The sequence below is a fragment of the Novosphingobium sp. ZN18A2 genome, assembly GCF_036784765.1.
Classification (GTDB): Bacteria; Pseudomonadota; Alphaproteobacteria; order Sphingomonadales; family Sphingomonadaceae; genus Novosphingobium.
In genome coordinates, this window is sequence record NZ_CP136651.1 from 1,028,280 (window position 1) to 1,051,999 (window position 23,720).

The 23,720-nt window shown below is 65.8% G+C and carries 22 protein-coding genes and 1 tRNA gene; 9 read left to right on the forward strand and 14 right to left on the reverse strand.

Annotated elements, in window-relative coordinates; genetic code table 11:
* Nucleotides 1-74 precede the first annotated feature (74 nt).
* The 4 genes from RXV95_RS05080 to RXV95_RS05095 form a co-directional block, all read right to left on the reverse strand.
* A complete protein-coding gene (locus tag RXV95_RS05080) occupies nucleotides 75-395 on the reverse strand; it encodes a HigA family addiction module antitoxin (RefSeq protein ID WP_338467934.1) in 321 nt (106 codons plus the stop codon).
* Nucleotides 367-645, reverse strand: coding sequence for a type II toxin-antitoxin system RelE/ParE family toxin (locus RXV95_RS05085; RefSeq protein WP_338467935.1), 279 nt, complete (start codon nucleotides 643-645; stop codon nucleotides 367-369). The genes RXV95_RS05080 and RXV95_RS05085 overlap by 29 nt, the downstream gene beginning before the upstream one ends.
* Before the next feature lie 167 nt (nucleotides 646-812).
* Nucleotides 813-2,999, reverse strand: coding sequence for an excinuclease ABC subunit UvrB (gene uvrB / locus RXV95_RS05090; RefSeq protein ID WP_338467936.1), 2,187 nt, complete (start codon nucleotides 2,997-2,999; stop codon nucleotides 813-815).
* Nucleotides 3,000-3,057: 58 nt separating this feature from the next.
* Entirely contained in the window at nucleotides 3,058-5,265 is a 2,208-nt protein-coding gene (locus RXV95_RS05095) for a penicillin acylase family protein (protein ID WP_338467938.1), read from the reverse strand.
* A gap of 156 nt (nucleotides 5,266-5,421) precedes the next feature.
* On the opposite strand from RXV95_RS05095, the gene RXV95_RS05100 reads away from it, so the two are divergent.
* On the forward strand, nucleotides 5,422-6,999 hold the full coding sequence (locus RXV95_RS05100; RefSeq protein WP_338467939.1) for an AMP-binding protein: 1,578 nt from the start codon (nucleotides 5,422-5,424) through the stop codon (nucleotides 6,997-6,999).
* An 87-nt stretch (nucleotides 7,000-7,086) separates the two neighbouring features.
* Nucleotides 7,087-8,034, forward strand: coding sequence for an alpha/beta hydrolase (locus RXV95_RS05105; protein ID WP_338467940.1), 948 nt, complete (start codon nucleotides 7,087-7,089; stop codon nucleotides 8,032-8,034).
* A 77-nt stretch (nucleotides 8,035-8,111) separates the two neighbouring features.
* Here the strand turns inward: RXV95_RS05105 and RXV95_RS05110 are convergent.
* Nucleotides 8,112-8,202, reverse strand: a tRNA-Ser gene (locus RXV95_RS05110).
* A 285-nt stretch (nucleotides 8,203-8,487) separates the two neighbouring features.
* Between RXV95_RS05110 and RXV95_RS05115 the strand changes: the two genes are divergently transcribed.
* Together RXV95_RS05115 and RXV95_RS05120 are read left to right on the forward strand one after the other, a co-directional pair.
* Nucleotides 8,488-9,354, forward strand: a complete 867-nt coding sequence (locus tag RXV95_RS05115; RefSeq protein ID WP_338467941.1) for an EipA family protein — start codon at nucleotides 8,488-8,490, stop codon at nucleotides 9,352-9,354.
* Nucleotides 9,355-9,517: 163 nt separating this feature from the next.
* Nucleotides 9,518-10,690, forward strand: coding sequence for an amino acid aminotransferase (locus RXV95_RS05120; RefSeq protein WP_338467942.1), 1,173 nt, complete (start codon nucleotides 9,518-9,520; stop codon nucleotides 10,688-10,690).
* A 346-nt stretch (nucleotides 10,691-11,036) separates the two neighbouring features.
* Here RXV95_RS05120 and RXV95_RS05125 read toward each other — a convergent pair whose 3' ends face one another.
* The 8 genes from RXV95_RS05125 to RXV95_RS05160 form a co-directional block, all read right to left on the reverse strand.
* Nucleotides 11,037-11,243 (reverse strand): hypothetical protein, encoded by a 207-nt coding sequence (locus RXV95_RS05125; RefSeq protein WP_338467943.1) that lies wholly within the window; start codon nucleotides 11,241-11,243, stop codon nucleotides 11,037-11,039.
* Nucleotides 11,240-11,860 (reverse strand): riboflavin synthase, encoded by a 621-nt coding sequence (locus RXV95_RS05130; RefSeq protein ID WP_338467944.1) that lies wholly within the window; start codon nucleotides 11,858-11,860, stop codon nucleotides 11,240-11,242. The genes RXV95_RS05125 and RXV95_RS05130 overlap by 4 nt, the downstream gene beginning before the upstream one ends.
* A gap of 17 nt (nucleotides 11,861-11,877) precedes the next feature.
* Nucleotides 11,878-12,822: a bifunctional diaminohydroxyphosphoribosylaminopyrimidine deaminase/5-amino-6-(5-phosphoribosylamino)uracil reductase RibD gene (gene ribD / locus RXV95_RS05135; RefSeq protein ID WP_338468501.1), complete on the reverse strand. Its 945-nt coding sequence runs from the start codon at nucleotides 12,820-12,822 to the stop codon at nucleotides 11,878-11,880.
* 34 nt (nucleotides 12,823-12,856) lie between these two features.
* A complete protein-coding gene (locus RXV95_RS05140) occupies nucleotides 12,857-13,327 on the reverse strand; it encodes a hypothetical protein (RefSeq protein ID WP_338467945.1) in 471 nt (156 codons plus the stop codon).
* Between the two features lie 42 nt (nucleotides 13,328-13,369).
* Nucleotides 13,370-16,336: an L-glutamate gamma-semialdehyde dehydrogenase gene (locus RXV95_RS05145; protein WP_338468502.1), complete on the reverse strand. Its 2,967-nt coding sequence runs from the start codon at nucleotides 16,334-16,336 to the stop codon at nucleotides 13,370-13,372.
* A 121-nt stretch (nucleotides 16,337-16,457) separates the two neighbouring features.
* On the reverse strand, nucleotides 16,458-17,210 hold the full coding sequence (locus tag RXV95_RS05150; RefSeq protein ID WP_338467946.1) for a SprT family zinc-dependent metalloprotease: 753 nt from the start codon (nucleotides 17,208-17,210) through the stop codon (nucleotides 16,458-16,460).
* Complete coding sequence (locus RXV95_RS05155; protein WP_338467947.1) at nucleotides 17,203-17,655, reverse strand: YcgN family cysteine cluster protein; 453 nt, start codon at nucleotides 17,653-17,655, stop codon at nucleotides 17,203-17,205. The genes RXV95_RS05150 and RXV95_RS05155 overlap by 8 nt, the downstream gene beginning before the upstream one ends.
* Nucleotides 17,652-18,296 carry an SCO family protein gene (locus RXV95_RS05160; RefSeq protein ID WP_338467948.1) on the reverse strand — a complete coding sequence of 215 codons (645 nt, stop codon included), beginning with the start codon at nucleotides 18,294-18,296 and terminating at the stop codon, nucleotides 17,652-17,654. The genes RXV95_RS05155 and RXV95_RS05160 overlap by 4 nt, the downstream gene beginning before the upstream one ends.
* A gap of 67 nt (nucleotides 18,297-18,363) precedes the next feature.
* On the opposite strand from RXV95_RS05160, the gene RXV95_RS05165 reads away from it, so the two are divergent.
* Nucleotides 18,364-18,999 carry an ankyrin repeat domain-containing protein gene (locus RXV95_RS05165; protein WP_338467949.1) on the forward strand — a complete coding sequence of 212 codons (636 nt, stop codon included), beginning with the start codon at nucleotides 18,364-18,366 and terminating at the stop codon, nucleotides 18,997-18,999.
* A gap of 45 nt (nucleotides 19,000-19,044) precedes the next feature.
* Entirely contained in the window at nucleotides 19,045-19,704 is a 660-nt protein-coding gene (locus RXV95_RS05170) for a COQ9 family protein (protein ID WP_338467950.1), read from the forward strand.
* 51 nt (nucleotides 19,705-19,755) lie between these two features.
* On the opposite strand, the gene RXV95_RS05175 is transcribed toward RXV95_RS05170, so the two are convergent.
* Nucleotides 19,756-20,760, reverse strand: a complete 1,005-nt coding sequence (locus tag RXV95_RS05175; protein WP_338467951.1) for a sulfotransferase — start codon at nucleotides 20,758-20,760, stop codon at nucleotides 19,756-19,758.
* Between the two features lie 297 nt (nucleotides 20,761-21,057).
* Here RXV95_RS05175 and RXV95_RS05180 point away from each other — a divergent pair, with 297 nt between their 5' ends.
* From RXV95_RS05180 to ssb, 3 genes are read left to right on the forward strand one after another with little or no spacing between them, the layout of a single operon-like run.
* Nucleotides 21,058-21,315 (forward strand): FeoA family protein, encoded by a 258-nt coding sequence (locus RXV95_RS05180; protein WP_338467952.1) that lies wholly within the window; start codon nucleotides 21,058-21,060, stop codon nucleotides 21,313-21,315.
* Nucleotides 21,312-23,162: a ferrous iron transporter B gene (locus tag RXV95_RS05185; RefSeq protein WP_338467953.1), complete on the forward strand. Its 1,851-nt coding sequence runs from the start codon at nucleotides 21,312-21,314 to the stop codon at nucleotides 23,160-23,162. The genes RXV95_RS05180 and RXV95_RS05185 overlap by 4 nt, the downstream gene beginning before the upstream one ends.
* A gap of 26 nt (nucleotides 23,163-23,188) precedes the next feature.
* Nucleotides 23,189-23,719, forward strand: a complete 531-nt coding sequence (gene ssb / locus RXV95_RS05190) for a single-stranded DNA-binding protein (protein WP_338467954.1) — start codon at nucleotides 23,189-23,191, stop codon at nucleotides 23,717-23,719.
* The last annotated feature ends 1 nt before the right edge of the window (nucleotide 23,720 follow it).

Sequence of the window (23,720 nt, forward strand, 5' to 3'; positions counted from 1 at the left end):
CCCTAACGCCCGGATGGAAGGGCGCAAGGGGGAGTGGTTGCGATTGAACCTACTTTCCCCACTTCCGCTGTGTCTCAGGCTGCGCGCGGCACAATGCGGTCAAGGTCGCCGTTCAGCGCGCGCTTGGCGGCGCGCAATTCATGATCGTCCTGCAGGCCGAGGAAGAAGCCTTCCGACATTCGGAAATACCGGCCAAGCCGCAAGTCGAGTTCGCCGTCGACTGGTGCGGTTCCGTCGATCATCGCCTGAAGGCGCGCCGGTTCGACCGCGATGGCATTCGCCAGTGCGGTGCAGTCCAGCCCAAGCGGCTCCATGAATTCCGAAACCAGCAGATCGCCCGCGTGCGGGTTGTCGAGCCATTCGGAATCAGTGGTAGTCGACGATTTCGACGTCATGCGCTCCATCCTTCCAGACGAAACATATACGCCATTGCATCGTAATTGAAATGGAGTGCTGACCTGCGCGATCCCCGGACAGGGCGTGAAGCCGGTTGCCGGGTGGATTGGTGAGTTCGCCGACGGCCTTGACGCGATTGAGCAAGGACAGCTTCGCCAAGGCGCGTTGCTGGATATCGTCTGGCAGCTTTCGGCTGCGCTTGCCGTTCCAGATGCGTTCTGTTTCGCGGTTGGCGAAAGAGTGAATCATTCCAAGAACATATATCGCTGCAAACGGGCAAGCCAACATGAAGCCGGGCCGTTTCCACCCATTTGTCTCTCGCCGTATCAGGGCAATTTTGTGAAATAGTGATCTTTGTAGTGAAATCGATTGGCGGTTTTAGAAGGCTTCAAATCTCTAATTCTAGTCGAACGCGGTCATCGCCCCCACTTCCGCTGTGTCTTGCCATAGCGCGTCTTGCGCGTGCCGGGTTTGCCTTCGTTGCTGCGGCCCACCAGCGGGGCTTTTTTGTCGCCTTCGGCCAGACCGAGTTCGCCCGCTTCCAGCCGCCGGATCTCGTCGCGCAGGCGGCCTGCTTCCTCGAATTCGAGGTCCGCCGCCGCGGCGCGCATGCGTTTTTCCAGATCCTCAATATAGCTGCGCAGGTTGTGGCCGACGAGGTTGTTGCGATCATCATCCTCAAGCTCGACCGTCACGCCGTCCTTGCTCGCGGTATCGGCCACGATATCGGCGATGCGGCGCTTGATGGTCGCGGGGGTGATGCCGTGCTTTTCGTTGAACGCGCGCTGCTTTTCGCGGCGGCGTTCGGTTTCGGCCATCGCGCGTTCCATGCTGCCGGTGATCCGGTCGGCATAGAGGATCACGCGCCCGTCCACGTTGCGCGCGGCGCGGCCGATGGTCTGGATCAGTGACGTCTCGCTGCGCAGGAAACCTTCCTTGTCGGCATCCAGAATGCAGACCAGCCCGCATTCGGGAATGTCCAGCCCTTCGCGCAGCAGGTTGATACCCACCAGCACGTCGTAAACGCCCATGCGCAGGTCGCGGATCAACTCGATGCGTTCCAGCGTCTCCACGTCGGAGTGCATGTAGCGCACGCGCACGCCCGCTTCGTGCATGAACTCGGTCAGGTCTTCCGCCATGCGCTTGGTCAGCGTGGTGACGAGTGTGCGATAGCCCTTTTCCGCGGTCGTCTTGCACTCGGCAATGCAGTCCTGCACCTGGTCTTCGACCGGGCGGACCTCTACCGGCGGGTCGATCAACCCGGTGGGGCGGATCACCTGTTCGGCAAATACGCCGCCCGACTGCTCCATTTCCCACCCGCCGGGCGTGGCGGAAACGGCAACCGTCTGCGGGCGCATCGCGTCCCATTCGTTAAAGCGCAAGGGCCGGTTGTCGATGCAGCTTGGCAGGCGAAAGCCGTATTCGGCCAGCGTCAGCTTGCGCCGGTGGTCGCCGCGCGCCATCGCGCCGATTTGCGGCACGGTCTGATGGCTTTCGTCCACGAACAGCAGCGCGTTGTCGGGCAGGTATTCGAACAGCGTGGGCGGCGGTTCGCCCGGCAGGCGGCCGGTAAGGAAGCGTGAATAGTTCTCGATCCCCGCGCAACTGCCCGTCGCCGCGATCATCTCAAGATCGAAATTGGTGCGCTGTTCCAGCCTTTGCGCTTCCAGCAACCGGCCTTCGGCGTTCAGTTCCTTCAGCCGTTCGGCCAGTTCGAACTTTATCGCTTCGGCCGCCTGTTTCATCGTCGGGCCGGGGGTGACATAGTGCGAATTGGCGTAGATGCGCACTTTGTCTAGGCTTGCGCCTTTCTTGCCAGTCAGCGGATCGAATTCGGCGATCTCCTCGATGTCGTCGCCGAAGAACGATACGCGCCAGGCCATGTCCTCATAGTGCGAGGGGAAGATTTCCAGGTTGTCGCCCCGCACGCGAAACGTGCCGCGTGAAAAGGCGGCATCGTTGCGCTTGTATTGCAGGGCGACGAGCTTTCGGATGATCTCTCGCTGGTCGACCGTGTCGCCCTTCTTCAGATCGAAGATCATGGCCGAGTAAGTCTCGACCGAGCCGATGCCGTAAAGGCACGAAACCGACGCGACGATAATCACGTCGTCGCGTTCCAGCAGGGCGCGCGTGGCGGAATGGCGCATCCGGTCGATCGCCTCGTTCACGCTCGATTCCTTTTCGATATAGGTATCGCTGCGCGGCACATAGGCTTCGGGCTGGTAATAATCGTAATAGGAAACGAAATATTCCACCGCGTTGTCGGGGAAGAAGCTCTTGAACTCGCCGTAAAGCTGGGCGGCCAGGATCTTGTTGGGCGCAAGAATCAGCGCCGGGCGCTGCAATTGCTCGATCACCTTGGCCATCGTGAAGGTCTTGCCAGAGCCGGTGACGCCCAGCAGCACCTGCGTCTTCTCGTCCTCGCGCACCGATTCGACCAGTTCCGCGATCGCCTGTGGCTGGTCGCCCGCCGGCTCATAGTCGGATTCGATGCGAAAGGCCTTGCCGCCGTCCGATTTTTCGGGGCGCTGCGGCTTGTGCGGGACGAACGCTTCGGACGTATCGGGCTCTTCCAGCCCGCGGCGGATGACGAGTTCAGCCATGGCGCACGATATGGACGTTCCCTGTGCGTTCCGCAATGCGCTTGGGATCGCCGGGGCGTTATTGGCCGGGGCTATAGCGCCGCTCGACGTGGCCCTTCAGGTCTTCGGGCCAGAAATAGACCGGGCGCAGATTGCCGTCGGCATAAAGCTGCGCCTCGTCGCGGAAATGGGGAGAGGCGGGATCGCCGCTTTCGCCGCCCGCCGTTACCGCCCATGCGCGGACCTTAGGCCCGAACTCCACCACCGCGACAAAGCTGTTGCCGCTGTTGCCGTAATACTTCTTCGTGTCCGGATAGAGCTTCGGGCCGAATGAGGCGAGCGAGCCCCAGACGGCGGAGGTGAACGGCACCGGAATGCTGGGTTTCGCATCGTCGAAATGCGGCACGATGCTGTCATCCAGCCGCTGGAACCGGTTCACGTCTCCCCACGCGACGCGCCATGTGCCGAAATCGCGTTCCAGTTGCGCAACCGCCTTGTCGAGCGCGTCGATGCGCTGTTCGGGCGTCGTGTGCGCGGCAAGGTACATCGCCAGCCGCATATGCGCGGCCTGTGCCTTGTCCCCCAATTGATCGCCCAGCGTATCGCCCCAGAACACCGCCAGCGTGGTGGCCTGCGAACCATAGCCCCAGCGTTCGTCCCAGCGGCGCAGCAGGCGGGCGGGCTCGGCCAGCCGCGCCTTGCGCGCGTCGCTTTCGGGCATGGCATCGAAATCGGCCAGCAGCTTGGGCACCAGAACGGCAAAGGCGGGCAGGTGGCTGTCGAACGCCGCGCCGATCAGCTTCGCGGCGGTGAAATCGTGCCTGCCTTTCAACACCTCGTCGGCATGGACGCCGCGGAAGTTGGGACCAGCCTGGTCCATGTAGCGCGGATAATCCTTCGCTTTCGGGCTGTCCGGGCCGGCCGCATCCCACGGCCAGTCGTTGGTGTTGTGGACCCAGCCGATTCCCGGATTCTCGACCGAGGGCAGGGTGGAAAGGGCGTGCAATCCCTTCCAGTCGGTTGCCGGATTCGCCCCGTCGACCGGCTCGCGATAGTCGAAACGGTCATCGCGCACCGGCACGAACTGCGGGTGGAGATAGGCGATCTCTCCCTTCGCGTCGGCAAAGATCGTGTCGTTGGACGAATTGGCCTTGCGGTCCGCGATCTTGAGGTAGCTGGCAAGGTCCGTTGCGGTGGTGCGCAGCCAGCTCTGCTCCAGCGCGGGGATCGGTTTCCACATCAGCGCTTCGGCAATCCACTTGCCGCCCGTTTCGGCCACGATCGGGCCGTGATGCGTGCGATAGGTGGTGAAGCGCCGGTGGCCCATCGTGCCGTCTGCCTTGCGAAAGGCGATCTCCACGTCGCTGCTGGAAACGGGCCGCAGCCTGTCTCCATAGCGGTAGAACAGCTTGCCGCCCTTGCGCACGATCGTTTCCGCGAACTGGTCGACATTGTCGACGCCGGAGGATGTGTGCATCCAGCCGATCTTCGGGTTGAACCCCTGATAGATGAAGAACTGCCCCCACGTGGACGCGCCATAGGCGTTGAGCCCCGCGTCGCTTGTCATCTGCAGTTCGGACCGGAAATAGAAGCTGGTGTGCGGGTTGATCAGCAGCAGGGCATGGCCGTCCGCCGTGTTCGCGGGCGCTATGGCGATGCCGTTCGATCCGCCCGGTTCCTTGCGCAGCGCGCCGGTTTCCAGCGCGGTCGGCGGAATCTGGCGGTGTTCGTAGAAGCCTTGCAGCTGCGTCAGCGAAATCCGCTCTATATCGCCGCCGATGCTGCCTTCGGTGAAGGACAGCGCCATCCACGGCTCGAAGCGGGTCAGTACCCTGGGGTGCACGTCGGGGTGGGTTGCAAGGTAATAGTTCAGCCCGTCCGCCCAGGCGTCCATCAGCTTGCGCAGCCAGGCGGGGCTTTGCCGGTATTGCGCCTTCAGCGTGGCCGGATCGACATAGAGCCGCTGGCGCAGGTCTTGCCAGATCGCGCTTTCGCCGTCGGCTTCTGCCTTGCGGCCGAGCGCGGTGAGATAGTTCGCCTCGATCCGGCCGAAATCGTCTTCCGCCTGCGCGTAGATCGCCCCGAATACCGCGTCCGCATCGCTCTTGCCGTGGACATGGGCGATGCCCCAGTCGTCGCGCGTGATCGTGACGCGCGCCGCCTCGGCCTGCCAGCGCGCCCGGTCGGCGGATGTGGCGGAACCGGGGGCGGCGTGCGCAGCGGCGGCGGGAAGCAGGAATGCGCCTGCAAGCGTGACGGCGCGCAGGCCGGACAGCATCGTTACCATGCGGCCACGCTATCGGCACCGCCGCGCCCCGGCAAGCGCGCACCGTCCGAAATGGATTTACGCTGGACTTGGCCGTGGGAAGCAAGGCAATCGACCGCGAAAGGCCGGAAAAGGCCGCCGCGAAGCAAGAGGATGCGATAGGAAGGGATGCCCGAAATGAACCACGAACGCCCGATCACTCCGTTCGAAGGGATGGACATCCGGTCATTGATCGACATGCAGGCGCGCCGCCGCGCCGATCATCCCTTCCTGGTGTGGGAGCCGTTCGAGGGAGAGGGGCAGAGCTGGACTTACGCGCAGTTCGCCCGAACCGTGCGCCGCTTCGCCGCCGGGCTGCAAGCGCGCGGGGCGAAACCGGCGGACCGGGTGATCGTCCACCTCGACAATTGCGCGGAATCGGTGATCGCGTGGCTGGGCTGCGCCTATGCCGGCGTCGTGCCGGTGACGACGAACGCCCGCGCGGTGAAGGACGAGCTTGCCTATTTCGCGCAGCATTCGGGCGCGGTCGGCGCGATCACCCAGCCGCGCTTCGCATCGCTGGTGAAGGATGCCGCGCCGCACCTCGGCTGGATCGCGGTGACGGAAACGGACAACGGCGCGCCGCCGCAATGCGACGTTTCCGCCTTTGAACCGTTCGCGGCGATAGACGGCGACCCGGCCACGCTGGCGGAGCGGCCGCACGATCCCTGGGCGCCGTTCGGCATCCAGTACACCTCGGGCACGACCGCACGGCCCAAGGCGGTGTTGTGGACTCACGCCAACGCGCTGTGGGGCGCGCGCTCCTGCGCGACGAACGAAGACCTTCGCGCAGATGACGTCCACCTTGTCCACCTGCCGCTGTTCCACACCAATGCGCAGTCCTATTCGGTGCTGGCATCGCTGTGGGCCGGGGGCACGGCGGTTCTCATGCCGCGTTTCTCGGCATCGCGGTTCTGGCCGGTTTCGCTGAAGCACGGGGCCACCTGGACATCGGTGGTGCCGTTCTGCGTCAAGGCGCTGATGGACCGGCCCGTGCCCGAAAATCATTCATACCGCCTTTGGGGCAACGCGATCTGCTCGCCCCCGACCGATGCGCATTTCGGCATCCCGACGATCGGCTGGTGGGGCATGACCGAAACGATCACGCATGGCACCGTCGGCATCGCCCATCACGACAATGCGCCGATGTCGATGGGCAGGCCCGCACCGGGATACGAGATCCACGTGCGCGACGATGACGGCAATCCTGTCGGCCCCGGCGAAGTGGGCAACCTGCTGGTGCGCGGCGTGCGCGGGGTTTCGCTGTTCCTCGAATACGCGAACAATCCCGAAGCGAGCGCGGCGGCCTTCACGGCGGACGGGTTGTTCATCACCGGCGACCGCGTGATGCTGGGGGAAGATGGCTGGTTCTATTTCGCCGACCGGTCGAAGGACATGCTGAAAGTGGGCGGCGAAAACGTCGCGGCCTCTGAAATCGAACGCGTCGTGATGACGGTGCCGGGAGTAGTCGAAGTGGCGGTGGTCGCCATGCGCCACGCCATGCTTGACGAGGTGCCCGCGGCTTTCGTGATCCCCCAGTCCGGGCACGCGGACGGGCTGGAGCAACGGATCGTGGAAGCCTGCGCGGCAAACCTTGCCTCGTTCAAGCTGCCGCAGCTTGTCCGCCTGGTCGAAAGCCTGCCCCGCTCGACGCTGGAAAAGGTTGCAAAGGCCGAACTGCGCGCCATGCTTGATGCAGAGGCCCAGGCGACCTGACGGGATCGATCCCGCCGGTCGGCGGTTGGGTGGATCGGTAACGCATCCCGCAAGCGGGGTGTCCAGGCAATTGGAAAGGCCGGCGTAATGGCGAATATCTTCAAGACGGCGCTGGGCGGTATCGGCGCGGCAGTGGCGGCATCTGCGGGGCTTGCCGCCTTTACCGCGTGGAACCGTTCGCGCGCGGAACAGATGGTGCCGCCCGATGGCCGGTTTGCCGATGTGGAGGGCGCGCGGCTGCACTACGTGGACATGGGCGAAGGCGCGCCGATCGTCATGGTCCACGGGCTGGGCGGTCAGTTGCGCAACTTCACCTATGCGCTGGCAGACCGGCTTGCGCCGCATCACCGGCTGATCATCGTCGACCGGCCGGGATCGGGCTATTCCACGTTCACCGGGGATGGCGATCACGGCCTCGCCGCGCAGGCGGCAACGATTGCCGGGCTGATCCGCAAGCTCGATCTGGGGCGTCCGCTGGTGGTCGGCCACTCGCTGGGCGGCGCGATTGCACTGGCCATGGCGCTCGATCATCCCGGCGATGTCGGCGGGCTTGCCTTGCTCGCGCCGCTGACCCAGCCGATGGATACCGTGCCCGACGTGTTCAGGGCGCTGGAACTGACCTCCCCGCTTGCCCGCACCGCGCTGGCATGGACGCTGGCCGCGCCGCTCGGCAAGCTCCAGGCCGATGCCTCCACCGCAGAGATATTCGCGCCCGAACCCGTTCCCGCCGATTTCGAGACGCGGGCAGGTGCGGCGCTTACGCTGCGGCCCGAAGCCTTCGTCGCCGCCTGCGCGGACGTGGAAGCCGCGCGGGACGAGATGGAAGGGATCGCGGCGCGCTATGGCGAGCTGAACATGCCCGTGGGCATCATGTTCGCCACCGGCGATCGCCTGCTCCCCTGGCAAGACCACGGCCAGACAACCGCCGCTGCGATCAAGGGCGCGGACCTGAAGACGATAGAAGGCGGGCACATGTTTCCGCTGATGCAACCAGCAGTCACCGCCGACTGGATACTGGAACGCGCCCGAGTGTGACGCGCCTGACCGGAGGTCTATCGGCACCTTCGCGGCCCGGCGCATTCATGATGCGCGTGCACCGTCGCTTTTGAAGGTGGCGGAGACGGAGGGATTCGAACCCTCGGTACCCTGATAGAGTACGGTTCCTTAGCAGGGAACTGGTTTCAGCCACTCACCCACGTCTCCGAGCCCTTGGCCGGGAGCGCGCGCTATAGCGGCGCTGTGTGGCGGGGACAAGAGGGTGGCTGATCCGATGGCGCGGCGATTGTCGAAATTGTCGCGCGGGGCTGAAAAACCTCTGGATTCGGGGCGGATTTCGCAAATTCGGGGCGGCTGATCGCAATTTCGACTCGGCTCATCGCCCATTCATTGTGGTGGCGACACGGTTGGATTCTGCTGCAACCGGACGGATGCGGCGCGCGGCGCGGGATCTTCGCCGCCACCATCCGGGAGACGAGGGACACGTTTATCATGAGTATTTTTCGCAAGGCCACCGTGCTGATCGCAGGTATCGCAATGGGCGCCGCCGCACCGGCCCTTGCGCAAGTGCAGACGATCGATCCGAACACCGCGATCGACGGCGATCTGCAGTCGCCCTCCCAGCAACCGGCGTCCCAGCAACCGGCGGCCCAACCGGCCGACGCGCAGTTGCCGGCGACGCAGACACCGCCCGCGACCGCCGGGGCGGACTATGCCACGCCGGTTGGCAGCGAAGCGGGCACCACGCCCGCGCTACCGGCCCAGACTGCCGATGCGACTGCCGCGCCTTCGGTCGATGCGGGCGCTCCGGCTAGCGTCGCATCCGCAGACGCGCCCGCGCAGCAAGCGGCCAAGGCTGCCGAAGGCGATGGCGGCGCGACCTGGCACGAGGACGACCTGATCGGCGCGGCCGAAGGCGTTTTCGGCAAGGGCGCAAAGGGCCTTGCCACGATGATCGAGGACATCCTGAAGAAGCAGGGCGAACCCAACGGCTATATCGTCGGACGCGAAGCGGGCGGCGCCTTCATCTTCGGCCTGCGTTATGGTTCAGGCACGCTCTATCACAAGATCGAGGGCCAGCGCCCGGTTTACTGGACCGGGCCGTCGATCGGCTTCGATGCCGGGGCAGAGGCGGGCAGCACCTTCGTTCTGGTCTACAACCTCTACGACACGGAAGACCTCTACAAGCGGTTCCCGGCGGGCGAAGGGCAGGCCTATCTGGTGGGCGGCTTCAACGCGAGCTACCTGCGCCAGGGCGACGTGGTGTTGATTCCCATCCGCATGGGCGTTGGCCTGCGCCTTGGCGTGAATGCCGGTTACATGAAGTTTTCACACAAGCAGAAGTGGCTGCCGTTCTGAGCAACGGGCCGCTTCCGCTCGCCTGAGCCGATCGGGTCGCGCTGATCGCTCACACCGCCACACAGGCGGAGGCATGACAAAATATTGCCCCGGCGGGGTTGCCCAAGCGCGCCTCCGGCGGCATGGAGCGCGCGTTTCCCCAGCCGAAAGCCGGATACGCGCCATGCTTGAAAACCTTGAAGCCCAACCCGCCGACGCGCTGCTTGCCCTGATCAAGCTGCACAATGCCGACCCGCGCGCCGACAAGATCGACCTTGGCGTTGGCGTTTACCGCACCGGACAGGGCGAAACGCCGGTTTTCGGCGCGATCAAGGCGGCAGAGCGCAAGCTGGTCGAAACGCAGGAATCGAAGGCCTACCTCGGCCCCGAAGGCGACATGGAATACGTCAAGGCGCTGATGCCCTATATCTTCGGCAAGGACGTGGACCTTGACCGGGTCGAGGGCATGCAGACGCCGGGCGGAACCGGGGGCGTGCGCCTTGCCGCCGATATCGCGAAGCGCGCGGGGGTGAAGCGCGTGTGGCTGGGCACGCCAAGCTGGCCCAACCACGCCCAGATCATTTCCAACGTCGGGCTTGAACTCATGCCGTTCGGCCACGTCGCGGCGGATGGCACCGCCGATCTCGATGCGCTGAAGGCCGCGCTGGATCAGGCGGAGCCGACCGACGCGATCATGCTGCACGGCTGCTGCCACAACCCCACCGGCGTCGATTACACGCACGAACAGTGGGACGAAGTTGCCGCGCTGCTGGCGGCCAAGGGCATCCTGCCGATCATCGACCTTGCCTATCAGGGGCTGGGCCACGGCATGGACGAGGACGCATACGGGGTGCGCCGCGTGCTGGTTTCCGTGCCCGAGGCACTGATCGCCTATAGCTGCGACAAGAACTTCGGCCTCTATCGTGACCGCGTGGGCGCGTTCTACGTGATGGCGAAGAGCGAAGAGGATCTTGCCGTCGCGATGTCGAACGGCGCGTCGCTGGCGCGTGCGAACTGGTCGATGCCGCCCGATCACGGCGGCGCGGCGGTGCGCATGGTGCTGGAAGACAAGGCGCTGACCGCCGAATGGCTGGATGAACTGGACACGATGCGAGAACGCATTCGCCAGGTGCGCCAGCGGCTGGCCGCGGCGGGCAAGGCGGGGACGATCGACCTTGTGCCTTATGGCCACCAGAACGGCATGTTCGCGATGATCCCGCTTGGCAAGGAGCAGATCCTTGCCCTGCGCGAAAAGCACGGCATCTACATGGCCGGATCAGGCCGCATCAACGTGGCGGGCCTGACGACGGGAAACATCGACAAGTTCATCGCCGCGCTGGCGGACGTTGCGGGATAATACCAACCTGCACTGATCCCAACCCATGAGGATTGCCCTTCCCCGTTCGCTGGCGAGGAGTGGCCGCAGCTGCGATGTGGTTCATCGTCGCAAGGCTGCGACGAAGTCCAGCGGGCGGGGAAGGGCAACCCTTCGGGCGATTTCTGGCGGCCCCCGAACAGCGTCGCGCCCTTGGTATGATGAACCACATCATCCCTTCGGGCGCTCCTTGCCGGAAGCCGCTAGGAACCGTCCTCATGGGTTGGGATCAGTGCAGGTTGGTATAATACCAAGGCGCGATGAGCATGACTCATCGCGCCTTGGCCAAGCCCGTGTCAGGCGATTGTCCGCTATTGCCGATTGTCCGCTATTTCGACGTGGCCGGGGCGGGGTGGTTCGTGCCGGCGGTCCGCGTGGGGATAGGCGAAAGCAGGATCGCCAGCGCCGCGGCCACGCCGAGCACGCCCCACACCGGGCGACGCTTGCGGAAATCGAATACCGCGCGCAGCAGGCAATAGGCGGCCGCGAAGAACTGCGCCGCCAGCCACAGGGTAATGCTGCCGATCTCTATCAAGAGGCCATCAGTCCCTGCATGCGCTTCAGGTAACGGGCGAGAACGTCTATCTCCAGGTTCACCGCGTCGCCTTCCGTCAACCCGCCCAGCGTGGTGACTTCGGCGGTGTGGGGAATCACGTTGAGGTCGAACTCGGCCGATCCATCCTCGCGGTCGCGCACGTCGTTGACGGTCAGCGATACGCCGTCGACCGTGATCGATCCCTTGGCCGCGACATAGGGGGCAAGCTCGGCCGGCGCCAGCACCGTGAACCGGTGCGATCCGCCGATTTCCTTCACGCCCACGATCCGGCCCACGGCATCTACATGACCGGTAACGATGTGGCCGCCCAGCTCGTCGCCGACTTTCAGCGCCTGTTCCAGGTTCAGCTTGCGCCCCCCGGACCACATTCCCTGCGGCGTGCGCGCCTGCGTCTCGCCCGAAACGTCGACCGCGAACCATGCGTCGCCCGCCGTGCCGCCGCGGTCGATCACCGTCAGGCAAACGCCGGAACAGGCAATCGACGCGCCGATCGCGATGCCTTCGGGATCATAGGGGCAGGCGATCACGGCGCGCAGGTCCGCCGGGGTCGAAACCTCGCGGATGGTGCCGATGGCGGTAACGATACCGGTGAACATGGGGTTTGGCTCTCCTGTCAGCGCGTCCGCTCGTATACGTCGAGCGTGTCGCTGCCAAGCAGGCGCCGGTCGGCCAGGCGCCAGCGTCCGTGTGCTTCGCCAAGCGAGCCAAGGCCGATGTCGCCCACGCAGGGGCGGCCATCGCCGATCACGACAGGCGCGCGATAGAGCAGCAGGCGGTCGACCCTGTCGGCGGCAAGGAAGGCGGCGGCAGCGCCCGCGCCACCTTCGATCATCAGGTGTTGCGCGGTGCCGAAGGCGTCCGGTGCGGCCGCCTCGGCAACGCGCTGCCAGCCGTCGGGCGCCTTGCCCCGCGTCAGCACGAAGCGTTGCGGGCTGCGCGCGTGGAGGCCGGGAAGGCGCACATCGAGGCGCGGCGAATCGGCGCGCAGCGTTTCGCCGCCCACCAGGATCGCATCGACGCGAGAGCGTTCGAGATGGCCGTGCGCCCGCGCTTCCGGGCCGGTGATCCATCGGCTCGACCCGTCGGGCAGCGCGATCTTCCCGTCCAGCGAGGTGGCAAGCTTCAGCGTTGTGTGCGGGCGCCGCTGATGCATGCGCAGCAGGTATCCGGAAAGCGAGGCGGTCGCGGCGGCGGTGGGCACGATCTCGGCCTCGATCCCCGCCGCGCGCAAGGCGGCGATGCCGCTTCCGGCCGTGCGCGGATCGGGGTCTGTCACGCCGATAGCCACCCGCGCGGGTTTCGCGGCCAGCAGCAGCGACGTGCACGAAGGCCCGCGCGTGCTGGTGTGGGCGCACGGTTCCAGCGTTACATATACGGTTGCGCCGGCGGCAGCGTCGCCTGCCTGTTCCAGCGCTTCGGCTTCGGCATGGGGGCGCCCGCCCGCGCGGGTCCATCCCCTGCCGACAACCCGGCCGGCGTTGACCACTATCGCGCCTACGGCGGGGTTTGGGCGGGCCAGCGGCCGCCCGCGCGCGGCAAGCGCGGCGGCGGCGTCCATCCAGTCGCCATCTGCCCGGCTATCGGCGGGGCGATCAGTTTCCCGTTGCGGGGGCGGTGCCGTCACTCTTGAGCGTCTGCTTGAGGATCGCTTCGTCGCGTTTTTCCTGCGCGGCCCTTTTCGCGGCGCGTTCGCGATCGCCTTCCTTGATGAATTTTTCGGTGTCCATGCCGAAGAAATCGCCCATCGCCTTGTAACGATCGCGAACGACCTTCGCGTCGGCGGCCTTCTCCGCATCCGCTGCCGCGCGCGCCTTCATCGCCGCGACGTTGCCCTTTTCGATCTGGGCATCGCTGCGGCCGGGCAGGAAGCTGGGGAAATAGATCACCTTCAGCGGCTTGGGCATCGCGCTGTAGTTCTGGCCCACGAACACCAGGAAGATCGAACCCGTCATCGCCGCCGAAAGCGCGATGAAGCGCCAGCGGTATTCCTGCGGGCGGATGAACTGCTGGCGCAGATCCCGGATCGCCCTGACAGGGGAGACGTTCTTGAAGAAACCTTTCATCGTGTCCCTAGATAGGCTTCCGCACGGGCGATTGCCAGTGCCCTAAAGCTCTTCGTCCAGGCTGAGCAGAGAGGCATTGCCGCCCGCGCTGGTCGTGTCGGTGCTGGTCACCCGCTCTACGCAGAAGCGTGGCAGGTAATGCGGGCCGCCCGCTTTCGGCCCCGTGCCCGAAAGACCTTCGCCCCCGAACGGCTGGCTGGCGACGATTGCCCCGATCATGGAGCGGTTCACGTAAAGGTTGCCCACGCTGGCCCGCGCCTCGACGATATCGGCAACCCGCGCGATGCGGCTGTGCAGACCCATCGTCAGCCCGAATCCCTTGGCGTTGACGCGCGCGACGGTTTCTTCCAGCCGCCCGGTCTTCCACGTGGCGACGTGGAGCAGCGGGCCGAACCATTCGGCATCAAGGTCTTCGACCGAATCGAGCCGGATCACCGTGGGCGGCACGAAAAGGCCGTCGGCGGGCACGTCCACCGTCTTCGTCACCCGGTCCGCCACGCTGGCGCGATAGGCCATCAGCTTGTCGTAGGCGGCCTTGTCGATCACCGGACCGACATCGGTGGACGGGTCAGCCGGATCGCCGATAACCAGCGCGTCCATCGCGCCGTGCAGCATTTCCAGCGTGCGCTCGGCGATCTCTTCCTGAAGCAGCAGCAGGCGCAGGGCAGAGCAGCGCTGGCCGGCAGAGCGGAACGCGCTGATCACGATATCGCGCACCACCTGTTCGGGCAGCGCGGTGGAATCGACCAGCATCGCGTTGATGCCGCCGGTTTCCGCGATCAGCGGCGGAATCGGGCGCACGGTGTTTTCGTCAGGGTCTTCCAGCAGCGCGCGGGCGATGCGCTTTGCCGTCGGGACGGAGCCGGTGAAGGCAACGCCGTCTATCCGCGCGTCGCCCGTCAATGCCGCGCCCACCTCCGCGCCGCCGGTGGCGACGTGCAGCACGTCTTGCGGAACGCCCGCCTCGTGCGCCAGCGCGATGGCCCAGCGGCCGATCCGCGGGGTCTGCGGCGCGGGCTTGGCGATCGCCGCGTTGCCGGTGGCAATGGCCGCGGCGGTTTGTCCAAGGAAAATCGCCAGCGGGAAGTTCCACGGCGCGATGGTGGCCCACACCCCGCGCGGCGCCATGCGCAGCACGTTCGTTTCGCCCGTCGGCCCCGGCATTTCGCGCGGTTCCATCAGAAGCACCGCCTCGCGCGCGTAATAGCGGCAGAAATCCGCCGCCTCGCGCACTTCGCCCAGCGCATCGGGAATGGTCTTTTTCGCTTCGTGCACCAGCAGGGCGAAAGCCTCGTCGCGCCGTTCTTCCAGCAGGTCTGCCAGGCGGTGCAGGATCGCCGCGCGTTCTTCCACCGGCGCCGCCGCCCACTTCGGCGCGGCGGCGCGGGCGGCCGCGACCATCGAAGCAACGTCTGGCTGCGCAAGCGTGGGAAGGGCGGGGGCTTTCGCCAGTTTCGCGGCAACCTCTGCCAGCACGCGCCGGTCGTTAAGGTCTATCCCGCGCGAATTGCCGCGCAGCGGCTCGAACAGGTCGATCGGCAGCGGGATCGACGGGTGGCGCGTGCCCTTGCCCGCTGCCGTTCTGGCCACGGGATCGGCCAGCAGGTCCGCCTCGTTGATGTCGGCTTCGGCCAGCTGGTGGACGAAACTGGTGTTCGCCCCGTTTTCCAGCAGCCGCCGCACAAGGTAGGCCAGCAGGTCGCGGTGCCCGCCCACCGGGGCATAGACGCGACAGCGATAGCCGTCCTTGCGCACCAGCTTTTCGTAAAGCCCTTCGCCCATGCCGTGCAGGCGCTGGAACTCGAAATCGCCGGGCGCCACGGCCATGTCCCGCGCCCATTCGATGATCGTTGCCACCGTGCGCGCATTGTGGCTGGCAAAGGCCGGTTCGATATGGCGCGCGGCCAGCATCTCGCGCGCGCAGGCAAGGTAGCAGACATCGGTATGCGCCTTTCGGGTGAACAGGGGATAGTTGTCCAGCCCCTGTTCCTGCGCCCACTTGATCTCGCTGTCCCAATAGGCGCCCTTGACCAGCCGCAGCTTCATCTGCCGCCCGGTCGCCTCGCCCAGCGCATCGGCCCAGCGGATCACGGCGCGCGCGCGCTTGGAATAGGCCTGCACCGCCATGCCCAGCCCGTCCCACCCTTTCAGCGCGGGATCGGCGGCCAGTGGCGCGATTATGTCCAGGCTGAGGTCGAGCCGTTCGCTCTCTTCCGCGTCGATGGTAAGCGCAATGTCGTGCGCCGCCGCCTTCGCGCACAGTTCGCGCATCATCGCCGTCAGTTCGGGGATGCAGGTTGCCGCGTGGCTCGCTTCATAGCGGGGATGGAGCGCGGAGAGCTTGACCGAGATCGAGTGCCCGTCTGTCGCTGCCTTGCCCACCGCGTCGATCGCATTGGCATAGCTTTCGAAATAGCGCCGCGCATCGGCGTGGGTGCGCGCCGCTTCGCCCAGCATGTCGAAGCTGGCGGTAAAGCCCTTGTGCTCCCCCTTGCGCATGCGCGCCATCGCTTCGTCGATTGTCCGGCCCATGACGAAGACTTCGCCCATCAGGCGCATCGCCGCGCCCACCGCCTGCCGCACGAAAGGCTCTCCGCTGCGCGCGACCAGGCGGCGCAGCGCGCTCGATTGCGGCTCCACGCCGATCACCGCGCGGCCCAGCACCAGCCCCCACGTGGCCGAATTGACCAGTGCTGAGGTTGAACGGCCCGAATGCGCGCGCCAGTCCGCCTCTCCGATCTTGTCGGCGATCAGCAGGTCGGCGGTGTCGGGATCGGGCACGCGCAGGAACGCTTCGGCAAGGCTGAGCAGCGCAAGCCCTTCGTCGCTGTCCATCCGGTATTCGGCCATGAAGCGGTTGACCCAGCCGCCGTCCTGCGCCTTGCGCAATTCGGCCACCAGCGCGTGGCCGCGTGCAAGGATGCGCTGCTCGTCGCCGGGCGCCGACGAAAGCGCGGAAACCAGCGGCGGCACCGCATCGGGTTCGGCAATGCGGTGAAGGTGGCGCATATCCGCGCGGGCCGAGGCCATGGCAGGGGTGGCGACCGGGTTGGACAGGGGCGATTCGCGGTGCGGTTCCATGTCCGGCCACTAATCCAAACCGGTTACGAATGCGACCGGAATCGCGGTGTCAGCCGAACGGTTGGTAAAGCCCGCGGCCTTCGCGCTTCAGCCAGCGATTGGCCGCGTCGATATCCCCCTCAAACAGCCGGTCCAGCGCGGCATGGAAAGCCGGGCTGTGGTCGAAATGGGCAAGGTGCGCCACTTCGTGCGCCACGACGGACCGGCGCACATGGTCGGGCGCCATGACCAGCCGCCAGTTGATGCGGATCGTGCCGTCGGACGCGCAACTGCCCCAGCGGCGCTGCGCGCGCGACAGCGCAAGGCGCGGCGCATCCTGCCCGGCGCGGGCGCAATATTCGGCAAGATCGGCGGTCAGAAGCCGAAGCGCCTCACCCTCAAGCCAGCGCGCAAGCCGCGCGGCAATCGCGTCCGCCGGCCCGCCGACGCGGATCGCGTGCCCGTGGAGGGCAGGGCGGCGCGGGTGCGCTTCATGCCAGTCGATCGCCAGCGGCTCTCCGCGATAGGGCACCGTTCCGCCGGGGCGCGGCACAACGGGTTCGGGCAGCGCGGACAGCGCGCGCGCGATCCAGTCCGCCCGGCTGCGCGCGAAGTCCTCGGCATCGGCAATGCGCGCCCACCGCGGGATCGAAACGCGGATCTCGCTTCCATCGGGTGACAGGCGCAGCGTCATGCGGCGGGCGTTGGCAAGGCGCCGCACCGCCAGCGGCAATGCGCGGTCGCCAACCGGGATCAGCAGGGGTTCGCGCTCTGGCTCGTCCGGCGCGCCGCGGATGCCCGCCCGGCGCAGCCAGTCAATCATCGCCGTCCCGCGATCCGACGACGTGATCCTCCAGCGGCCCGGCCACAACCTCGCTCACCACCCGGCCGATCACGGAGATCCCCGCGCGGCGCACCGCGTCGCGATCGCCGCAGACAAGATAGTGCCATTCGGGCAGCGGCAGGTCGCGCGCGCGCAGGCGATAGGCGCAGGTCTTCGGCAGCCAGGGCAGCGTTCCGGCAAGTTTCGGCGTCAGGCGCAGGCAATCGGGCACCAGCGCGCGGCGGTGGCGATAGTCGGAACAACGCGCCGTCCCGGTGTCGAGCAGACGGCAGGCGACGTTGGTATCGTGGATCTCGCCGGTATCGGCATCTTCCAGCTTGTGCAGGCAGCACTGGCCGCAACCGTCGCACAGCGCTTCCCATTCCTCGCGGCTCAGCGTTTCCACCGGCCGCTCCCAGAAGGGGCGGTCAGCACGGGCGGTCAATGAATCCACTTTTCCATCTCGGCGGCCACGTTCTTGCCGTTCTTGTCGCCCGGCAACAGCGCGATCGGCTTGCCGTCCTTGCCCATAAGGTACATCGCGCGGCTGTGGTCCATCAGGTAATCCTGCGGCGAGGTGCCGGGACGCTTCTTGTAATAGACCGCCCATTCCTTCGCCGCCCTGGCGACCTGATCCGCGGTGCCGGTAAGGCCGACAAGCTGCGGCCCGAAATTGGCGGTGTATTCGCCCATCACCTGTGGCGTGTCGCGCGCGGGATCGATCGAGACGAAGATCGGGACCACCTCCTTCGCAACCGCCGGATGGTCTTTCGCGAACAGGCGATAGCCCTGCATCAGGTTCTGCAGGTCCACCGGGCAAACGTCGGGACAGAAGGTATAGCCGAAATAGAGGATTCGGTACTTGCCGTTGAAATCGCTGTAGTGGACGGTCTTGCCGTCCTTGTTCACCAGCGTGAACGGGCCGCCGATTCGCGCACCGGCAAGCGGCGCGTTGGCGTCTGAAGCGCCGGGCGAACAGGCCGGCAGCGCCAGCGAAAGCGCAGCGATTGCCGTGGCTTGCAGCGCGTAACGGACATATCGCGAAATGGTGCGGGGCGTGGTTGGGGGCATGGCGCGGCGGTTCATGCTCTGCTAACCCCCGGCTTGCAAGGGCACAGTCGAAACAGGTCATCGCCGAAGCAGGAGGAATTACGTGAGCAAGGGCATCCGGGGCAGGGTTTCGCGCAAGGTGCGCGGCGCGATGCTGATAGCGAGCCTGGCGGGCATGGCCACGGCCTCGATCCCCGCACACGCGCAGTTCTCAGACAGTCACGATTTCCTTGAGGCGGTGAAAAAGCGCGACGGCGAAAAGGTCACCAACTTCCTGAACGAACCGGGCACGCAGATCGTCAACACCCGCAATTCCACCACGGGCAAGACCGCGCTGCACATCGTCGTCGAACGGCGCGACCTGCTGTGGCTCCGGTTCCTGATCCAGCACGGTGCCGATGTGAACCTGCGCGACGTGAAAGGCATCAGCCCGCTGATGGAAGCGGTGAATCTGGGCTGGAACGAAGGCGTGGACGAACTGATCAAGCACGGCGCCAAGGTGGACGATACCGACGATACCGGCACGACCCCGCTGATCAACGCGGTTCACCGGCGCGACGTGGCGATGGCGCGCACGCTGATCGCGGCGGGCGCCAATCCCGACAGGCCGGACAATTCGGGCCGCTCCGCACGCGATTACGTGCAACTCGACGGGCCGGGAAATCCGGTTTACGACGTGATCGACCGGATCAAGAAGGGATCGGTGGAAAGCAAGAAGACCTACGGCCCTTCGTTCTGACAGATTCGAATTGCGCCCGTTGAGATTCCGCCGCAGGTGAAAACGATGTCCGTCGCGCCAGACGCCACCCTTGACGAAATCCGCATTGCGCTGGCCCCGGCGATTGCCGATGCGGCGGTGTTCGACGGCTGGACCGGGGCGGCGCTGGATTCGGCCGCAGAACTGGAAGACGTGGACCCGGCGGTTGCGCGGCTTGCCTTTGAAGGCGGCGCGATGGCGATGATCGGCGCGTGGATCGAATCGATCGATGCCGAAATGGCGGCGGCGCTGCCCGCCGAGGAACTGGCGAAGCGCAAGATAAGGGAGCGTATTCGCGACCTGGTGCGCTTCCGGCTGGACGCGCTGGAAGGCAGGGAAGAGGCGCTGCGCCGCGCGCTGGCGATCATGGCCATGCCGCAGAACGTGCCCGCCGCGCTGAAGCACGGCTGGCACAGCGCCGACCTGATGTGGCGGCTCGCCGGCGATACGGCGACCGATTACAACCACTATTCCAAGCGCACCATCCTGGGATCGATCTATGCCGCGACACTGGCGGTATTCGCCGAGGACAAGAGCGAAGGCCACGCGGAGGCCCATGCCTTCCTCGACCGGCGGATCGAAGGCGTGATGAAGTTCGAAAAGGCCAAGGCGCAGTTCCTGAAGCCGCGCGACGAAAACTTCAGCATGATGCGTCTGCTGGGCCGGCTGCGCTATCCCGCAAGCTGACCGGCATCGGACCGATCGGGCGGAATTTGTCCGCGCCGCCTATCACGCCGCCTATATGGAATAGCCGAACCTGTCCCAAATCCCGCGGCCATAGCGGCGCTGTTCCTGCCCCGCGATATAGCGATCGTTGCTGTTTTTCAGCGTGGCGAAGCGCCCGGCGCTGGCCAGCGGTTCGTCGCGCGGTTCCATCCATTCGCCTATCGGCGTTGCCGCCAGCGCGGCTTCGGGATCGATGCAGAAATCCTCATAGCGCACGACGCAGGTATCGCGCGGATCGAATTCTGCATGGGCCAGCGCATGGGCGGTGTGCCAGTGTTCGACCAGATGTTCGACCGGGGATCGCGTCCATTTCAGCGTGGCGGCGGCAACGGCGCGCGGATCGCGGACCATCACGATGAAGCGCGCGCCGGGAAACGTCGCGCGCAACCAGGCGATCTTGGTAAGGTTGGGCGGGCTCTTTTCCAGCAGCGTCGACGACCGGCCGACGACATAGCGTTGCCAACTGCGCAGTATCCTTTCGCGCGGGGTGCGCGATGTCGCCAGCTTCGCCACTTCGCGGCGCATCGCCGCGCTGAAGGCAAAACGGCCCGGCCCGCCAAAGCGCCTGTCTTCCGAATAGACGTCTTGCAGGTGCTGCCCTTCGCTTTCGGGCACATCCGCGCGAAGGTGGGAAACGTGGTAGTGCGCGTGGATATAGTCTTCCAGCAATGTCGTGCCCGACCTGTGAAGGCCGCAGATGAACACGATCCGGTCGATCTTCGGATCGGCGGCATAGGCGACGCCGGGCAGGCGCATGTCCGTTTGCGCCACAAGCCGCTTCAGCACGGGGACACGGCGCACCAGGCGCACAAAACGCCATTTGAGATAGGGAATCGCGGGTTGCGCGGGCCGGGCGTTGCCGGGGCGAGTGGGCACCGCATTGGCCGGGGGCCGCGTCGCAGGCGGGGCCGCAACGCTTCCCGGTGCCAGTCCGTCGCGGCGCGTCGCGGACGCATCGCGTGGCGAATGGGCAAGGCGCGACGCCTTGCCGGCAAAAGTGCCGATCCCGATCTCCATGGCGCAAAACATGGACTTTCGGGCCGCGCAGGGCAATCCGCTTGCGGTAAGCGGTGCGGCGGCGATTACGGATTGTTACACACTGTTGTTGATTTTGAACCCGATTTTGAACGCAGCTTTCCCGGCTGATACACAAAATTACGCTCAGTTTCGGTGATTTGCCCGTCCCGACCGCAGGTTAACGACGCAATGTCCGTTTCGGATGAAAAATGGCACGGCCCGGGCGCGGCAATTTGACTTCGATCAATTATTGCGAATGACTTGCAATATGTCCGCCGATCTGGCAGCGGACGGCTCGTGACACTTGACCAGCTTCCCCTTGGCAGCACCGCGCGGATCGTCGCGGTGGATTGGGATCTCCTCGTTCCCGAGGAAGGGCAGCGCCTGCGCGCGCTGGGAATCGACGAAGGGGCGCAGGTCAGCCTTGCCTATCGCGGCATCCTTGCCGGGCGCGATCCCCTGGCGATAGAGATCGGCCGGATGACGATCGCGCTGCGCCGCATCCATGCCGCCGCGATGGCCGTGGAAATTCTGGAAATCGCAGGGGCGCAATGACCCGTGGACCGTTGATCGCCGCGCTGGTGGGCAATCCCAACGCCGGGAAAAGCGCCCTGTTCAATGCCCTGACCGGCGCGCGTCAGAAAATCGCCAACTATCCGGGCGTTACGGTCGAGCGCAAAGCAGGGCGCCTGACGCTTCCGACCGGTGAGCCGGTGGAACTGATCGACTTGCCCGGTTCCTATGGCATGGCCGCGACCAGCCCCGACGAGGAAGTGACCCGCAAGGTCGTGATGGGGGAGCAGGAAGGCCAGGCCCGCCCCGATGTGCTAATCGTCGTGCTCGATGCATCGAACCTGGAACAGCACCTTGTCTTCGCGCAGGAGATCATCGAACTCGGCCTGCCGACGGTGGTCGCGCTCAATATGCTCGACCTGGCGGAGCGTGACGGGCTGACGATCGATCCCAAGGCGCTGGAAGTGGCGCTGGGCGTGCCGGTGATCCCCACCGTCGCGGTGCGCCGCAGGGGCCTTGGCGAACTGGGCGAGGCGATCGGCAGCGCGCGTGACAGCCACCGCGCGCCGGACCATCACCGCCCGCACGTGACGCTGCCCGAAAGGCGGATGCTGGCGCGCGAGATGGCGCAGGGCGCGATCCTTTCGGAAACCGCCAGGCACCGCATCCACGCGCGGATGGACAAGGTGCTGCTCAACCCGTGGCTCGGCCCGCTGATCCTTCTCGCGCTGCTGTTCGTGGTGTTCCAGGCGGTGTTCACCTGGGCCACGCCGTTCGTCGATGCGCTGGACGGCGGCGCCACGGCGCTGGCGGACGTGGTTCGCGCCACGCTGCCGCCGTCGCTGTTTCGCGACCTGCTGACCGATGGCGTGATCGCCGGGGTCGGATCGGTCGTGGTGTTCCTGCCGCAGATCCTGATCCTGTTCTTCTTCATCCTGACGATGGAGGCGACCGGATACATGGCGCGGGCCGCCTTCCTGATGGACCGGCTGATGGCTTACGTGGGGCTGTCGGGGCGAAGCTTCATCCCGCTGCTTTCCAGCTTTGCCTGCGCGATACCCGGCATCATGGCCACGCGCAGCATCTCGGACCCCAAGGACCGGCTGACCACGATCCTGATCGCTCCGCTGATGACCTGTTCGGCGCGGCTGCCGGTCTATGCGGTGATTATCGCCGCGTTCATTCCCAACACGAAAGTCGGGCCGGGTATCGGGTTGCAGGGGCTGGTCCTGTTCGGCCTCTATATCTTCGGCATCATCGGCGCGATGATCGTGGCGATGGTGCTGCGCCGCTCTGTCACCAAGGGGGCGGCCAGCGGCTTCATCATGGAACTGCCGAAATACCAGCTGCCCACGCTAAAGGATCTTGCGCTGGGCCTGTGGCAGCGCGCGTGGATATTCCTGCGCCGTGCGGGCACGATCATCTTCACCGCCACGGTCGTTCTGTGGCTGCTGCTCAACTTCCCGCGCGCGCATCCGGGGCAGGACCAGGTCGATGCTTCCGTGGCCGGGCATCTGGCGAACGGACTGGCCGTGGTGGTAGAGCCGATCGGCTTCAACCGCGATATCGCGCTGGCGCTGATCCCGGCGATGGCCGCGCGCGAGGTTGCCGTCTCCAGCCTGGCGACGACTTATGCGGTATCGTCAAACGACGAAGCGGCCACCGATACGGCGCTTGTCTCGCAACTGCGTTCGCGCTGGAGCCTGCCCACCGCGCTGGCCTTCCTGGCGTGGTTCGTGTTCGCGCCGCAGTGCCTTTCCACCATCGCCGTGACGCGGCGAGAGACAAATGGGTGGAAATGGCCCGGCTTCATGTTGGCTTACCTGTTCACCCTCGCCTACATCTTTGCGGGAATCACCTATTGGAGCGCGATGGCGCTCGGTCTTTAGAATCTCGCGAGAGGAAGTGCGGAACAATGGCAGGCAGCGTCAACAAGGTCATCCTCGTCGGTAATCTCGGCGCAGATCCGGAAGTGCGCACCTTCCAGAACGGTGGCCGCGTGTGCAACTTGCGCATCGCCACCAGCGAGAACTGGAAGGACCGCGACGGTAACCGCCAGGAACGCACCGAATGGCACAGCGTGGCGATCTTTTCCGAAGGGCTGGTGGGCGTTGCCGAACGCTATCTGCGCAAGGGCAGCAAGGTCTATATCGAAGGCCAGCTTCGCACCCGCAAATGGCAGGACCAGAACGGGCAGGACCGCTATTCGACCGAAGTCGTGCTGCAAGGCCCCGGCGCAACGATGACCATGCTGGACGGCGCACAGGGCGGCGGCGGTGGTGGCGGTCAGCGCGGCGGTGGCGGCGGCTGGAACGACGGCGGCTCGGGCGGCGGCTCACGCGGGGGTGCATCGGGCGGCGGCTGGAACCAGGGCGGCGGCGGATCGCAGGGCGGTTCGGGCGGCGGCGGCTTCTCCGACGATCTGGACGACGATATTCCGTTCTGAT